This window comes from Leifsonia sp. NPDC056824, assembly GCF_042789575.1.
Lineage (GTDB): Bacteria > Actinomycetota > Actinomycetes > Actinomycetales > Microbacteriaceae > Leifsonia.
Genome location: NZ_JBHUAV010000001.1, coordinates 297612 through 312664, shown reverse-complemented (window position 1 = coordinate 312664; position 15053 = coordinate 297612). Strand labels below are relative to the sequence as shown.

The following is a 15053-nucleotide window of genomic DNA, read 5'->3' as shown; positions in this document are numbered from 1 at the left end:
TCAAGCGTCGAATCAAATCATGGAGGACGACGCCGGGATCGTGGTCAGCGCGAGAGGGTCATCCAGGAGGGCGTCGCGGGCGACGCGCGCGGCGCCGAGCAGGGCCGCATCCTCGCCCAGCAGCCCCGGGACCACGGCGATCGTCGCCGTCGCTGCGATCGCCGGCCCGTCCTGCGCGAACGCGTCGGCGATGGACTCCGCCAGCTCGCTCCAGTACCCGCCCAGCACGACGACCTCCGGGTCGACGGTCATCGTCACGATGCGGAGGGCGTGCGCGATCCACGGCAACGCCGCCTCCCACGCGGCGCCCGCCCGCGCCTCGCCGTCCTGGATGCGGGCGACCAGCTCGCGCAGTGCCTCCGTCAGCCCGCGTTCGGCGACCACGGCGGTCAGCCCGGCCTCGGCCAGCACGACGTCCGGGCCGGCGACGGTGACCAGGCAGCCGCACTGGCCGCACAGGCACCGCGCGCCGTGCGGATCGACCGAGATGTGGCCGAACGCGCCGGCGAAGCCGTGCGCGCCGGCGACGAGCGCTCCTTCCGCGACCACCGCGCCGCCGATGCCCGAGTTGCTCTTGGCGTAGACCAGGTCGCGGACTCCGGTGCCGGCGGCCTCCAGCTCCGCGAGCTCGGCCAGCGCGGCGACCGTGCCGTCGCTCGCCAGGGTGGCGGGCGGCAGCTCCGGAATCCGTCGCCCGAGCTCACCGAGCACGTCGACCTCACCCCACTCCAAGTCGGTGTCGGCCACCACCACGGGAGGCGTGCCGCCGATCGGGGCGAACACCACCACCGTCAGGTCCGCTACGCGTCGGCCGAGTCCGGCGGCGGCGTCGAGGGTGCGGGCCAGCACGCGGGCGAGCACGTCGAGCACCCGCCCGGGGTCGCCCATCGGCCGGCCGTGGTGCTCGGAGGCCCGGAATAGCGCGCGCCCGTCCACCGCCGTCAGCACGGCGGTCGCCTGGTCGGCGTCGAGCTGGAGGACGAGGAGGGCGACGTCGTCGGCCGCCAGGCGCAGCAGGGTGAGCGGGCGGCCACGGGAGGCGGACCCGCGCGGCGCGGCCTCCGGCTCCTCCGACTCGCGCACGACCCCGGCCTCCAGCAGCGCGGCGACCAGCGCGGTCACCGAGCCGCGGGCGAGCCCGGTGGCGTCCGCGAGCTGGCTGCGCGACAGCGGGCCCTGCTGCGCGAGCCGGTGCGCCACGAGCGCCAGGTTGTGGCGGCGCACGTCGGCCGAGACGAGGGAGCCGGACGGGGAGGACGCCATGCCGACAGCTTCGCATACGGGGGAGCCGCCGAGTCCGCAGGGGCGCGCATCCCGCCTAGGCTGGAGGCATGCTCCTCGCCATCGACACCTCCGCGGGCACGAGTGTGGCTGTGGTCGACCGTGACGGCGGCATCCTCGCCGAAGTGACGGAGCCGGACACCATGCGGCACGCCGAAGTGATCGGCGACCTCATCGCCGCGGCGCTCGACGCCTCCGGCACGCGCCCTGACGCACTGTCCGGCGTCGTGGCGGGGATGGGGCCCGGTCCGTTCACCGGCCTGCGGGTCGGCATCGCGGCCGCGACCGCCTTCGCGTTCGGCGCCGGACGCCCGCTCGTCCCCGTCGTCAGCCACGACGCGGTGGCGTACGAGCGCTACCTGGCCGGTCACGCGGGCCCGCTGCTGGTCGTGACCGACGCGCGCCGCCGCGAGCGCTACTGGACGGCGTACTCGGGAGTCGACGGGCACGGCCTCCCCGTCCGCCTCGACGGCCCCGGCCTGGACAAGCCGGACGCGCTGCCGCATCCGGACCTGCCGCGCGAGGAGGCCGCCACCGTCTCCGCCGGACTGCTCGGGATGATCGCCGAGCTGCGCTTCGCCGCCGGCCTCCCGTTCGACCGCGACGAGCCGTTGTACCTGCGCTCGCCGGATGTCACGCTCTCGGCCGGCCCGAAACGGGTGAGCGCGTGAGCGAGCCGAGGCCGAGTGCGCCGTCCTGGCAGCTCCGCCGCGCCACCGAGGCGGACGTCGACGCGATCATGCTGCTGGAGCGCGCGACCTTCGTCACCGACGCCTGGTCGGAGCAGTCGATGCGCTCCGAGGTGACCGGGGCGCACGGGTACTACCTGGTCGCCGTCGGTCTGGACGACCCGGATCGCATCGACGGCTACGCCGGCCTGCTCGCCCCGCGCGGCGCAGGCGAGGGCGACATCCAGACCATCGCCGTGGCGCCGCACGCGCGGCGGCACGGCCTCGGGCGCGCCCTCATGCTCGCGCTCATCGGGGAGGCGCGCAACCGCGGCGCCCGCGAGGTGTTCCTGGAGGTGCGGGCCGACAACCCCGGCGCCCAGACCCTCTACCGCACGCTCGGCTTCGAGGAGATCGGCGTGCGCCCGCGCTACTACCAGCCGGACGGGGTGGACGCGATCGTCATGCGCCTGACCGTCCCGACCCCGGAGACAACGATCGCATGAACGACGCTCAGCACGGATCGCGCAGCGACGGGCCGCTCGTGCTCGGCATCGAGACCTCCTGCGACGAGACCGGCGTCGGCATCGTGCGCGGCACGACGCTGCTCTCCAACACGATCGCCTCCTCGATGGAGGAGCACGCCAGGTACGGCGGCGTCGTCCCGGAGGTCGCGGCCCGCGCCCACCTGGAGGCGCTCACCCCGACGCTGCGCACCGCGGTCGCGGACGCCGGGATCGAGCTCGCCGACGTCGACGCCATCGCCGTGACGAGCGGCCCGGGGCTGTCCGGCGCGCTCATGGTCGGCGTCGGCGCCGCGAAGGCGCTCGCGCTGTCGCTCGGCAAGCCGCTGTACGCCGTCAACCACCTCGTCGGGCACGTCGGGGCGGACGTCCTCGACGCGGCGGGCGGCCCGGGCCACCCGGTCGAGGTGCCGACCGTCGCGCTGCTGGTCTCCGGCGGCCACACCTCGCTGCTGCTCGTGCGCGACCTGGTCTCCGACGTGGAGCTGCTGGGCGAGACGATCGACGACGCCGCGGGCGAGGCCTTCGACAAGGTCGCCCGCGTGCTCGGCCTCCCGTACCCGGGCGGCCCGCAGATCGACCGGGTCGCCGCCGACGGCGACCCGCGCGCCATCCGGTTCCCGCGCGGGCTGACCAAGCCGAAAGACCTGGAGCGGCACCGCTACGACTTCTCCTTCTCCGGCCTTAAGACCGCGGTCGCGCGCTGGGTCGAGCAGCGCCAGGATGCCGGCGAGGTGGTGCCCGTCGCCGATGTGGCCGCGTCGTTCCGGGAGGCCGTGGCGGACGTGCTGATCACCAAGGCGATCGCCGCATGCCTCGACCACGACGTGCCGCGCCTGCTGCTCGGCGGCGGCGTGGTCGCGAACGCCCGCGTGCGCCAGCTCGCGGTGCAGCGGGCGGCGGAGGCCGGCGTGGCCCTGCGGATCCCGGCCTTCTCGCTGTGTACGGACAACGGCGCGATGATCGCGGCGCTCGGCGCGCAGCTCATCATGGCCGGCCGTGCGCCGAGCCGGCTGGATTTCGGCGCGGACTCCACGCTTCCGGTCACGGACATCCAGGTCGCGGTGGTCTGAGCCGGGCGGAATATGCATGCGTTGACACGCCTGTCCCCCCGCTGAGACCATGGATTCAGTACAGACATTTCTCAGGAACTCACCAGAGAAGGAGATGGGCAGCATGTCCGATCCGAACACCCCGTCCGGCGCCCCGGAGCCCGAAGGGACGGACGGCAGCACGCCGGCCCAGCCGGTTCCGCCGTCCTCCGACATCCCGCCCGCGGCGGCGCCCGACGGCGTCCCGCCGACGCCACCGGTCGCACCTCCCGCCGCGCCTGCCGCGCCCGGGTACGGTGCGCCGCAGCAGCCGTACGGCCAGCAGCCATATGGCCAGCAGCCGCAGCAGCCCTACGGCCAGCAGCCGCAGCAGCCCTACGGCCAGCAGCCGTACGGGCAGCAGCCGCAGCAGCCCTACGGCCAGCAGCCCTACGGTCAGCAGCCCGGTCAGCCCGGTCAGCCCGGTTACGGTCAGCCGGCCTACGGCCAGCCCGCGCCCGGCTATGCGCAGCCCTATGCGACGGCGCCGGCGACCAAATCGCCGATCCTCAGCATCCTGTCGCTCGTCGGCGGCATCGTCGGCATCGTCCTGAACTTCGCGTTCGGGATCGGCGCCCTGTTCGCCGTCGCCGCGATCGTCCTCGGCTTCATCGGGCGCACCAAGGAGCCGCAGGCCAAGGGCTTCTGGCTCACCGGGATCATCCTCGGATTCGTGGCGATCGTCATCGCGATCGTCTTCTGGATCGTCTGGGGCATCATCCTGGCCAACTTCTCGAACACGTACCGGTACTGACCGGGTTCAGAGGCGCTCGGCGAGCAACGCTGTGTGACGTCCTGCGACCCTGGTCAGGATCAGGGTCGCGGGACGGTCGCCCGACAGCTTGAGGCGCGTACGGAGCGCGGCGGGGTCGACGTCCACGCCGCGCTTCTTGATCTCCAGCGTGCCGATCCCGCGCGACCGCAGCGCCTTCTTGAGGTCCTTCTCGGCGAACGGCAGGGTCTCCAGGATGCGGAAGCCCGCCGCGAACGGCGTCGGCGCGGGCTCGTCGGCCGTGATGTAGGCGATGCCGTCGCCGAGCATCCGTCCGTCGAGCCGCCGGGCGAGGTCCCCGATCAGGCGCGCGCGGATGACCGCGCCGTCCGGTTCGTAGAGGTACTCGCCGAGCTCGCCGGTCTCGGCGTCCTCGCTGTCGGCCTCCGCCGTCAGCTCGTTCGCCTCGTCGCCGCGCATCACCAGGGCGGCGCGCCGGACGCCCGTGCGGGCGAGCGCTCCGAACCACAGCCCGAGCTCCACGACCTGCCCGTCGGCGGACACCCACTGGGCCTCCGCGGTCGACGGGATGAGGTTGCGGTCGAAGCCCGGGCCGAGCTTCAGCCCGACCGAGCGGCCGGTCGCGAGCTCGTACGCGAAGCCGAGCGACGGCGTGTAGTCGTCGGGATCGGTCAGCCGGTCGGTGTCGGTATGGCCGGGCGTGCGCCGGGCGGGATCGAGGAAGACGCCGTCGATCGCGCGGAGGCTCACGTCCTCCGCCCGGCGGTGCTCGACCGTCGCCGAGGGGAAGGGGGCGAGGTTGAACGCGGCGATCGCGGCGGTCACCTCGTCGGCCTCCACGGCCGTGACCTCCAGCTCCAGCGCCGCGAGGGCGAGCGCGTCGCCGCCGATGCCGCAGCCGAGGTCCGCGACGCGGGTCAGTCCCGCCGCCCGGAAGCGGCCGGCGTGGCGCGCCGCGACCGACAGCCGCGTCGCCTGCTCCAGCCCCGCCTCGGTGAACAGCATCCGGGAGGCGAACTCGCCGAACTTGCCGACCGCTTTCTTGCGCAGCTTCGCCTGCGTCAGCACCGCCGCCACCAGCCCGGGGGAGTGGCCCTGCTTGCGCAGGTCGGTGACCATCGCGAGGACGTCCTTCTCGGACCGGTACGGGGGCAGCGAGTCGAGCAGCCGGAGGCCTTCGGGGCTCAGCAGCTCGACGAGTTCGGACCGGTCCATGTGGACCACGGTACCTTCTGGCACTCACGTTGCGTGACTGCTAACGCACCCCCTAGACTCGGTGTTAGCACTCTCCGTGCGAGTTTGCTAACGCAAGCCGCGCAACGTATTGAGTTCGCAAAGACTGAGTTCACCAAAGAAAGAGGTCAACCGTGTCGGTCTCCATCAAGCCGCTCGAAGATCGCATCGTCATCAAGCAGGTCGAGGCTGAGCAGACCACTGCCTCCGGTCTGGTCATCCCCGACACCGCCAAGGAGAAGCCCCAGGAGGGCGAGGTCGTGGCCGTCGGACCGGGCCGCATCGACGACAACGGCAACCGGGTTCCGCTCGACGTCGCCGTCGGCGACAAGGTGATCTACTCCAAGTACGGGGGCACCGAGGTCAAGTTCGGCGGCGAGGACTACCTGGTCCTCTCGGCTCGCGACGTCCTCGCGGTCGTCGTCCGCTGACGCACCTTCTTTCGGCCGAGGCCCGGGCGCTGCTGCGCTCGGGCCTTCGTCGTCCCTGCGGGAGCCCGGCGGCCTCCACCGGGTCCGTCCGTGTCACCGGTTCGGAGTAGTGTCGTGGGAGTGCCGCAGCCCCTCTCCGAACACCGCAGGTCCGGTCTGACCTACGCGATCTCCGCCTACGTCCTCTGGGGCATCCTCCCCATCTACTTCCTGGCGCTCGCGCCGGCCAGTGCGTGGGAGATCGTCGCCTGGCGGGTGCTGTTCTCGCTGGTGTTCTGCGCCATCGCGCTCACCGTCACACGGACGTGGCGCACGTTCGGCGCCCTCCTGAAGGACCGCAGGGTCCTGTTCACGATGGGCCTCGCCGGCGCGCTCATCTACGTCAACTGGCAGACCTACGTGCTGGCCACGGTCAGCGGTCACGTCGTGGAGGCCGCGCTCGGCTACTTCATCAACCCGATCGTGACGGTGTTCCTCGGCGTGATCGTGCAGCGCGAGCGCCTCCGCGTCGCCCAGTGGGTGGCGGTCGGCGTCAGCGTGATCGCCGTCGTCGTGCTCGCGGTCGGCTACGGGCAGGTCCCGTGGATCGCACTCATCCTCGCGTTCTCGTTCGGCTTCTACGGCCTCATCAAGAAGCGCGTCGGCGGCCGGGTCGACGCGGTCTCCGGGCTGACGCTGGAGACGATGTGGCTGACGCCCGTCGCGATCGTGCAGCTCGTGGTCGTGAGCCTCACGGTCGGCTTGACGATCGGGAGCGACGGCCCGTGGCACACGGTGCTCCTCGTGGGCGCGGGCGTGATCACTGCCGTGCCGCTGCTGTTCTTCGCCGCGGCCTCCCGGCGACTGCCGCTGGTGTACATGGGCTTCATCCAGTACTTCGCGCCGTTCATCCAGTTCGTCGTCGGCGTCGCTGTGCTGAACGAGGCGATGCCGCCCGAGCGCTGGATCGGCTTCGCGATCGTCTGGCTGGCCCTCGCGATCCTCAGCGTGGACATGATCGTGGCGGCCCGCCAGGGGAAGAAGCAGGCGGAGCTGGATCTCGCGACGGTGGAGTGAGGGGGTTGCTAGCTCATAATGCCCACCACGAGTATTATGAGCTAATGGTCTAGCTCATAATTCTGACGGGAGGCATTATGACTTCCGCTACCTGGCCGGCTCTCGACTGGGAAGAGCGCGTCTGGATTCCCAGCACGGTCTGGGGAGCCGCGGCCGAGCGGCAGACCGCCCGGCGCAGCTATCGTGCTGCCGTGCCACCGCTGATCGCCGAGTTGAGGCCGGAACCCGACGCCGCCACCCTCGCGGCGGCCGAAGAGGCCGACCGGGAGCTGAGTAGGTTCGACGCCGAACTCGGATCGCGCGTGAGCGCCTTCGCTCCTGTGCTGCTGCGCTCCGAGGCCGCTTCGTCCTCCCAGATCGAGAACCTGACCGCGTCGGCGCGAGCCATCTTCAGTGCCGAGCTCGGCGGGAAGACCGGCCGCAACGCGCAGGAGATCGCCGCCAACACCCGATCCCTTCAAGCTGCGCTCGACCTCTCCAAAGACATCTCGGTCGACGCGATCCTCACCATGCACGAGGTCCTGCTCCACGACCAGCCGAGGCACACGCCGGGGGAGTGGCGTCAGGAGGCCGTGTGGATCGGCACGCGTTCCGACAGCCCGTTGGGCGCCGAGTTCGTCGCGCCAGCAAGCGAACGGGTCCCCGCGCTCGTCGACGACCTCGTGGCGTTCGCCGACCGGCCTGACGTCCCGTCGCTGGTGGCCATCGCCGTGGCTCATGCGCAGTTCGAGACCATCCACCCCTTCACCGACGGCAACGGCCGTACCGGGCGTGCGCTGGCCCAGGCCATGCTGCGGCATCGCGGCATCACGCGCAGCGTCGCCGTCCCGGTGTCGGCAGGGCTGCTCGCGGATGTGGAGGGCTACCACGCTGCCCTCACGGCCTACCGCAGCGGTGATGTGAGCCCGATCGTCCGGGCCTTCGCGGACGCGTCGCTGCGCGCCGTCGGGAACGCGCGGCGCTTGGTGGCGGACATCGACGGAATCCGTGCGGAGTGGGGAGAGCGGCTGACCGCACGCCGCGACAGCAACGCGTGGAAGATCCTCGACATCCTCGTGCGGCGCCCGGTGCTGGACGCGGTCGCGGTCGCGCGGGAGCTCGGCGTGCAGCCTCCGAACGTCTACCCGCCGATGAAGGCCCTCCTCGACGCCGGGATCGTCAAGTCGAAAGCGGAGCACGACATCGGGCCGTTCTGGCGCTCGGACCAGATCCTGGCGGCCATCGACGGATTCGCCAGGCGGGCTGGTCGCAGAGAGGCGCCATGACGCTTCCCACCCCGGAATAACCGCCCAGCTTGTGCCGTTACGATGAGACATCCACAACTCGCGCGACCTTGATAGGGGTGAAATGGACCAGGCGGATCCGTTCGGATTCATCGGTTTGACCTACGACGACGTCATGCTCCTTCCCGGGCACACCGACGTCATCCCGAGCGAGGCGGACACCTCGACTCGCCTGACCAAGCGGATCAGCATGGCGACCCCGCTCCTCTCCAGCGCCATGGACACCGTGACCGAGTCGCGCATGGCCGTCGCGATGGCCAGGCATGGCGGCATCGGCATCATCCACCGCAACCTCTCCATCGAGGACCAGGCGACCAACGTCGACAAGGTGAAGCGGTCCGAGTCGGGCATGATCACCAACCCGGTGACCACCACCGCGGACGCCACCGTCGAGGAGGTCGACCTCCTGTGCGGGCAGTTCCGCGTCTCCGGCCTCCCGGTCGTGGAGGCCGACGGCAAGCTCGTCGGCATCATCACCAACCGCGACATGCGGTTCGTCTCCCCGTTCGAGCGCTCCACCACCCTGGTGCGCGACGTGATGACCCGGATGCCGCTCATCACCGCGCCGGTCGGCATCGACCCCGACTCCGCGGTCGCCATCTTCGCCGAGCACAAGATCGAGAAGCTCCCGCTCGTGGACGCCGACGGCCGGCTGCGCGGGCTCATCACCGTCAAGGACTTCGACAAGAGCGAGAAGTACCCGTTCGCCACCAAGGACGACGAGGGCCGCCTCCGCGTCGGCGCCGCGATCGGCTTCTTCGGCGACGCGTGGGACCGCGCGATGACCCTGGTCGACGCGGGCGTGGACGTCATCGTCGTGGACACCGCCAACGGCGACTCCGCCGGCGTGCTCGACATCATCCACCGTCTCAAGCACGAGCCGCGCGCGTCGCACGTCGACATCATCGGCGGCAACGTCGCGACCCGCTCCGGCGCGCAGGCGCTGATCGACGCGGGTGCCGACGCCATCAAGGTCGGCGTCGGGCCCGGCTCCATCTGCACCACCCGCGTCGTCGCCGGTGTCGGCGTGCCGCAGGTGACCGCGGTCTACGAGGCCTCGCTTGCGGCGCGCGCGGCGGACGTCCCGCTCATCGCCGACGGCGGCCTCCAGTACTCGGGCGACATCGCCAAGGCGCTCGTCGCGGGCGCGGAGAGCGTCATGCTCGGCTCGCTGCTCGCCGGCACGGCCGAGTCGCCGGGCGACCTCGTGTTCGTCAACGGCAAGCAGTTCAAGAACTACCGCGGCATGGGGTCGCTCGGCGCCCTCCAGACCCGCGGCAAGAAGACCTCGTACTCGCGCGACCGGTACTTCCAGGCGGACGTCCCGAGCGACGAGCAGCTCATCGCCGAGGGCATCGAGGGCCAGGTGCCGTACCGCGGACCGCTGTCGGCCGTGGCGTACCAGCTGGTCGGCGGCCTCCGCCAGTCGATGTTCTACGTCGGCGCGCGCACCATCCCCGAGCTGAAGGACCGCGGCCGCTTCGTCCGGATCACCGCGGCCGGCCTTAAGGAGTCGCACCCCCACGACATCCAGATGGTCGTGGAGGCCCCCAACTACCGCCGCTGACCCACCTCCGCCGCCAACGGAGGAGATCCGGCCCTGATGGGCTCGGATCTCCTCCGTTGTCTGCGTTTCGGGGGTCTCCGACCCGGGATGTCCTCCGTTGCCGCCGCCGGTCGCCAACGGAGGACATCCTGCCGCTGGAGGCCGTAAGCGTCGGGCAACGGAGGAGATCCGGCCTCGATCGGCTCGGTTCTCCTCAGTTGTCTGCGCTTCTGCGGGGCGCGGATGGGAAATCTCCTCCGCTACCTACTCCCGTCGCAAACGGAGGACCTCCGGTTGCTGGAGGTCGTGAGCGTCGGATAACGGAGGAGATGCGGCCCCGATGGGTCCGGTTCTCCTCCATGTCTGCGTTTCGGGAGGTCGCGGATGGGGATGTCCTCGTTGCCGACGTCGGTCGCGAACGGAAGACATCCGGTCACGGGAGGCCGTGGACGTGACGTAACGGAGGAAATCCGGCCCCGATGGGCTCGGTTCTCCTCCGTTGTATGCGTTTCGGGAGGTCGCGGATGGGGATGTCCTCCGTTGGCGACGGCCGTCGCGAACGGAGGACATCCGGTCGGGGGACGCCGTGAGTGCCAGGTAACGGAGGAGATTCGGCCGTGGTGGGCTCGGATCTCCTCCGTTGTCTGCGGATCGGGGTGCGTGGGTGGGGATGTTGTTGTTGGCGGGGCTGGGCGTGGGCGGTGGGGTCGGCTAGGCTGGAAGGCTTTGCGGGGAAGGCGGGGTCATGGGTCACATCGACGTCTCGGGCGTCTCGTACGCGCTCGCCGACGGGAGGCCGCTCCTGGACGACGTGTCGTTCCGGGTCGGGGACGGCAGCGTCTCCGCGCTGATCGGCGCGAACGGCGCGGGCAAGTCGACGCTGCTGCGGATCATCCGCGGCGAGCTGCGGCCGGAGAGCGGCGGCGTCGTGATCGACGGCGGCCTCGGCGTGATGGACCAGTTCGTCGGCCACGTCCGCGACGACCGGACGGTCCGCGACCTCCTCGTGCTCGTCGCGCCCCGGGCCGTCCGCCGGGCGTCGGAGGCGCTTGCCGGCGCCGAGGAGGCGATCATCGAGCGCGACGAGACCGACACCCAGCTCCGTTACGCGACCGCGTTGACCGACTACGCCGACGCCGGCGGCTACGACCAGGAGGTGGTCTGGGACCACTGCACCGTCGCCGCCCTCGGCGTCCCGTTCGAGCGCGCCCAGTACCGCAGCGTGCGAAACCTCTCCGGCGGCGAACAGAAACGGCTCGTCCTGGAGGCGCTGCTGCGCGGTCCTGAGCAGGTGCTGCTGCTGGACGAGCCCGACAACTACCTCGACGTCCCCGCCAAGCGCTGGCTGGAGGAGCAGCTCCGCTCGACGCCGAAGACCGTGCTCCTGGTCTCCCACGACCGTGAGCTGCTGGCGCGCGCCGCCGACCGGATCGTCACCCTGGAGCTCGGCGGCGCCGGCAACACGACCTGGACGCACGGCGGCGGCTTCGGCGGCTACCACGCCGCCCGCGAGGAGCGGATGGCGCGGCTGGAGGAGCTCCGCCGGCGGTGGGACGAGGAGCACGCCAAGCTGAAGGCCCTCGTCCTGCGGTTCAAGGAGAAGGCGAAGTACAACAGCGACCTCGCCTCCGCGTACCAGGCCGCGCAGACCCGGCTGGCCAAGTTCGAGCAGGCCGGGCCTCCGCAGGAGCGCCCGCGCGAGCAGAACGTCCGGATGCGCCTGACCGGCTCCCGCACCGGCCGCCGCGTGATCGAGTGCCACGGGCTGGAGCTGACCGGTCTGATGCGTCCGTTCGACCTGGAGGTCTGGTTCGGGGAGCGCATCGCGGTGCTCGGCTCGAACGGGTCGGGCAAGTCGCACTTCCTGCGCCTCCTCGCCGCCGGAGGCACCGACCCCGACCCGTCGGCCGGCCACCTCGCCTCGGCGGAGGTCGCGGGCGCGCCTGTGCCGCATTCCGGCGTCGCGAAGCTCGGCGCACGGGTGGCACCCGGCCTGTTCGCGCAGGCCCACGAGCACCCCGAGCTGGTCGGGCGGACCCTCCTCGACATCTTGCACCGCGGCGACGACCGCCGCGCGGGCATGCCCCGGGAGGCAGCCTCCCGCGTCCTCGATCGGTACGGCCTGGCGGCGTCGGCCGAGCAGACGTTCGAGTCGCTGTCCGGCGGACAGCAGGCGCGCCTCCAGATCCTGCTGCTGGAGCTGTCGGGCGCGACGCTCCTGCTCCTGGACGAGCCGACGGACAACCTGGACCTGGTGTCGGGGGAGGCCCTGGAGGACGGACTCGCCGACTACGAGGGGACCGTCGTCGCGGTGACGCACGACCGCTGGTTCGCGCGCGGCTTCGACCGGTACCTCGTGTTCGGGGCGGACGGGAACGTGTACGAGGCGGACGAGCCTGTGTGGGATGAGAAGCGGGTGGAGCGGGTGCGGTGACGGTGCGCGAGGTCTGGATGTGGAACGAGTGGGGGCACGCCTGGCCGCTGTGGGGTGTCGAGGGGCCGCTGGACGCTGAGGACCTCGAGCTGAGCGAAGAGCTGGATGCCCATCTTCAGTTGTGGCACCTCCGCTGGGAGTACCTCTATGCGTACGTCGCCTCGCGGGACCCTGAAGGCAAGACAGTGGATGCCGAAGCGCTCGCAGAGTGGGAGGACGACGGCGACAAGCTGCTGGTCAGGCTCGCAAGCGAACTGGAGGGGCGGACGATCGTGATCAGAGCATTTCGGTTTCCGGAGGACAGGCGCCGGCTGCGGCTGCGCCAGCGGCGGGTGCGAGAGTCCTACCGGCGTTCGCGCATCGAACCCAACGAGGGGCACGTTGTTGTCGCTTTCCGAGCCCCTAAGTGACAACTACGTGCCCTTCGGCGTACGAGGAAGAGCGGGGGAGGCGGCTCTAGCGGAGGCGCGCGATCCGCTCCACTGCCTCCGTGAGCACCTCCGGCGAGCACGCGATGTTGACCCGCGCGAACCCAGCCCCTTCGCGCCCGAAGTCCAGCCCGCGCACGAGCGCCACCCGCGCCTCCTCCAGGATGCGCTCGGCGGGCTCGTCGCCCCAGCCGAGGCCGCGGAAGTCGACCCAGGCCAGGTAGCTCGCGTGCGGTTCTCGATAGACGGCCTCCGGGAGGTGCTCGGCCAGCAGCCGCCCCAGAAGCGCACGGTTCGCCTCGATCGACTCCAGCGTCCCGGTCAGCCACTCCCGGCTGTCGTCGAAGGCCGCCTCCGTCGCGATCCGGCCGAGCAGGCTCGTGCGCACCTCCACCTCCACCGGGAGGCCGTGGAGCTGTGCCGCCCGCGACGGCGACGCCGCGACCATCAGTGCGCACTTCACCCCGGCGAGGTTCCACGCCTTGCTCGCCGAGTGCGCCGCGACACCGACGCGACGGGCGTCGTCCGACACCGTCAGGAACGGCGTGAAGGTCTCGTCCGAGTGGGTCAGCGGCGCGTGGATCTCATCGCTCACCACGGCCACGTCGTACCGGGCGGCCAGCGCGGCCACGGCCTCCAGGACGGGCCGCGGGTGGACGAGGCCGAGCGGGTTGTGCGGGTGACACAGCAGGAAGGCGCGGGCGCCGCCGGCGAAGGCGCGCTCCAGGCCGTCGAGGTCGAGCGACCAGGACGTGCCGTCGTCGAGCAGCGGGACCTCCTCGACCACGCCGCCCGACTCCGGGATGAACTCGTAGAACGGCGGGTAGACCGGCGGCGTGATGACCACCCGGTCGCCCGGCGCGATCAGCATGCGCAGCGCCTCCACGATGACCACGCTCACGTCCGTCGTCGTCAGGACGGAGCCGGGGTCGACCTCCCACCCCCAGGTGTCCTGCGCGTACCGGGCGAAGGCGCTCTTGGCGTGGTCGTCCTCGCCGATGTAGCCGGTGTCGCCGCGGTCGATCGCGGCGTGCAGCGCGGCGGCGATCGGCGGGGCCAGCGGGTAGTCCGTCTCGGCCACGAACAGCGGGAGCACGTCGTCCGGATAGAGTGTCCACTTCTCGCTCGTGCGCTGGCGGAGGCGGGCGAGGGGCTCGGCGTCGACGGTCACCCTGCCTACTCTGCCAGTGCCGCGCCATAGACTGAACCCGTGAGTATGGAGATTGAGATCGGGCGGGCCAAGCGTGCCCGCCGCGTGTACGCCTTCGACGACGTCGCGGTGGTGCCCAGCCGGCGCACCCGCGACCCCGAGGACGTCTCGGTCGCCTGGACCATCGACGCGTACCAGTTCTCCACCCCGTTCATCGCCGCTCCCATGGACTCGGTGGTCTCGCCGACCACCGCGATCATGATCGGCCAGCTCGGCGGTCTCGGCGTCCTCGACCTGGAGGGCGTCTGGACCCGCTACGAGGACCCGGAGCCGCTGCTCGCCGAGATCCGCGAGCTGCCCGCCGACACGGCGACCCGCCGCATGCAGGAGATCTACTCCGAGCCGATCAAGCCCGAGCTGGTCACCCGCCGGCTCGCCGAGATCCGGGAGGGCGGCGTCACCGTCGCCGGCGCGCTCTCGCCGCAGCGCACCCAGGAGCTCTACCAGACCGTCGTGGAGGCCGGGGTCGACCTGTTCGTCATCCGCGGCACCACGGTCTCCGCCGAGCACGTCTCGAAGCAGGTCGAGCCGCTCAACCTCAAGAAGTTCATCTACGAACTCGACGTCCCCGTGATCGTCGGCGGCGCCGCGACCTACACTGCGGCCCTGCACCTCATGCGCACGGGCGCGGCCGGCGTGCTCGTCGGCTTCGGCGGGGGCGCGGCCTCCACCACCCGCTCGACGCTCGGCATCCACGCCCCGATGGCCACGGCCGTCGCGGACGTCGCCGGCGCCCGCCGCGACTACATGGACGAGTCGGGCGGCCGCTACGTGCACGTCATCGCCGACGGCGGCCTCGGCAGCTCGGGTGACATCGTCAAGGCCATCGCGTGCGGCGCCGACGCCGTCATGCTCGGCACCACGCTCGCGCGCGCGACCGACGCGCCGGGAGGCGGCTGGCACTGGGGTGCGGAGGCGCACCACCCGCAGCTTCCCCGTGGCAACCGGGTCGCGGTGGGCCAGGTCGCTCCGCTCGAGGAGATCCTGTACGGCCCGGCGCCGGTCGCCGAGGGAACTGCGAATCTCGTGGGGGCCTTGCGCAGGAGCATGGCAACGACGGGATACTCGGACTTGAAGGAGTTCCAGCGCGTCGAGGTGGTCGTCGCGCCGTATCAGACGCACTAGGTCCTGGCCG

At 71.4% G+C, this 15053-nt stretch carries 14 protein-coding genes; 11 read left to right on the top strand and 3 right to left on the bottom strand.

Features of this window, described 5'->3' with window-relative positions; all coding sequences use genetic code 11:
* Window positions 1-12: 12 nt before the first annotated feature.
* Window positions 13-1263 (bottom strand): ROK family protein, encoded by a 1251-nt coding sequence (locus ACFRFH_RS01590; RefSeq protein WP_382461275.1) that lies wholly within the window; start codon window positions 1261-1263, stop codon window positions 13-15.
* Between the two features lie 68 nt (window positions 1264-1331).
* Between ACFRFH_RS01590 and tsaB the strand changes: the two genes are divergently transcribed.
* From tsaB to ACFRFH_RS01570, 4 genes are all read left to right on the top strand, one after another.
* Window positions 1332-1952: a tRNA (adenosine(37)-N6)-threonylcarbamoyltransferase complex dimerization subunit type 1 TsaB gene (tsaB, locus tag ACFRFH_RS01585; RefSeq protein ID WP_382461274.1), complete on the top strand. Its 621-nt coding sequence runs from the start codon at window positions 1332-1334 to the stop codon at window positions 1950-1952.
* A gap of 68 nt (window positions 1953-2020) precedes the next feature.
* Window positions 2021-2455 (top strand): ribosomal protein S18-alanine N-acetyltransferase, encoded by a 435-nt coding sequence (rimI, locus tag ACFRFH_RS01580; RefSeq protein ID WP_382462716.1) that lies wholly within the window; start codon window positions 2021-2023, stop codon window positions 2453-2455.
* Window positions 2452-3546, top strand: coding sequence for a tRNA (adenosine(37)-N6)-threonylcarbamoyltransferase complex transferase subunit TsaD (gene tsaD, locus ACFRFH_RS01575; RefSeq protein ID WP_382461273.1), 1095 nt, complete (start codon window positions 2452-2454; stop codon window positions 3544-3546). Before rimI ends, tsaD begins: the two co-directional genes overlap by 4 nt.
* Before the next feature lie 103 nt (window positions 3547-3649).
* Window positions 3650-4318, top strand: a complete 669-nt coding sequence (locus ACFRFH_RS01570; RefSeq protein WP_382461272.1) for a DUF4190 domain-containing protein — start codon at window positions 3650-3652, stop codon at window positions 4316-4318.
* Window positions 4319-4324: 6 nt separating this feature from the next.
* Here ACFRFH_RS01570 and ACFRFH_RS01565 read toward each other — a convergent pair whose 3' ends face one another.
* A complete protein-coding gene (locus ACFRFH_RS01565) occupies window positions 4325-5512 on the bottom strand; it encodes an SAM-dependent methyltransferase (RefSeq protein ID WP_382461271.1) in 1188 nt (395 codons plus the stop codon).
* 152 nt (window positions 5513-5664) lie between these two features.
* On the opposite strand from ACFRFH_RS01565, the gene groES reads away from it, so the two are divergent.
* The 6 genes from groES (at window position 5665) to ACFRFH_RS01535 (ending at window position 12690) form a co-directional block, all read left to right on the top strand.
* A complete protein-coding gene (gene groES, locus ACFRFH_RS01560; RefSeq protein WP_055894868.1) occupies window positions 5665-5961 on the top strand; it encodes a co-chaperone GroES in 297 nt (98 codons plus the stop codon).
* A gap of 120 nt (window positions 5962-6081) precedes the next feature.
* Window positions 6082-7017, top strand: coding sequence for an EamA family transporter RarD (gene rarD / locus ACFRFH_RS01555; RefSeq protein ID WP_382461270.1), 936 nt, complete (start codon window positions 6082-6084; stop codon window positions 7015-7017).
* 77 nt (window positions 7018-7094) lie between these two features.
* The gene (locus ACFRFH_RS01550; RefSeq protein WP_382461269.1) at window positions 7095-8282 is read left to right on the top strand and encodes a Fic family protein; all 1188 of its coding nucleotides are present in this window, start codon (window positions 7095-7097) and stop codon (window positions 8280-8282) included.
* Window positions 8283-8364: 82 nt separating this feature from the next.
* On the top strand, window positions 8365-9867 hold the full coding sequence (gene guaB / locus ACFRFH_RS01545) for an IMP dehydrogenase (protein WP_382461268.1): 1503 nt from the start codon (window positions 8365-8367) through the stop codon (window positions 9865-9867).
* A 724-nt stretch (window positions 9868-10591) separates the two neighbouring features.
* Complete coding sequence (locus ACFRFH_RS01540) at window positions 10592-12280, top strand: ABC-F family ATP-binding cassette domain-containing protein (protein WP_382461267.1); 1689 nt, start codon at window positions 10592-10594, stop codon at window positions 12278-12280.
* Complete coding sequence (locus ACFRFH_RS01535; RefSeq protein WP_382461266.1) at window positions 12277-12690, top strand: hypothetical protein; 414 nt, start codon at window positions 12277-12279, stop codon at window positions 12688-12690. Before ACFRFH_RS01540 ends, ACFRFH_RS01535 begins: the two co-directional genes overlap by 4 nt.
* Window positions 12691-12736: 46 nt before the next feature.
* On the opposite strand, the gene ACFRFH_RS01530 is transcribed toward ACFRFH_RS01535, so the two are convergent.
* Window positions 12737-13879 (bottom strand): MalY/PatB family protein, encoded by a 1143-nt coding sequence (locus ACFRFH_RS01530; RefSeq protein WP_382461265.1) that lies wholly within the window; start codon window positions 13877-13879, stop codon window positions 12737-12739.
* Between the two features lie 45 nt (window positions 13880-13924).
* Here ACFRFH_RS01530 and ACFRFH_RS01525 point away from each other — a divergent pair, with 45 nt between their 5' ends.
* Window positions 13925-15043, top strand: coding sequence for a GuaB3 family IMP dehydrogenase-related protein (locus ACFRFH_RS01525; protein ID WP_382462715.1), 1119 nt, complete (start codon window positions 13925-13927; stop codon window positions 15041-15043).
* Window positions 15044-15053: the final 10 nt, after the last annotated feature.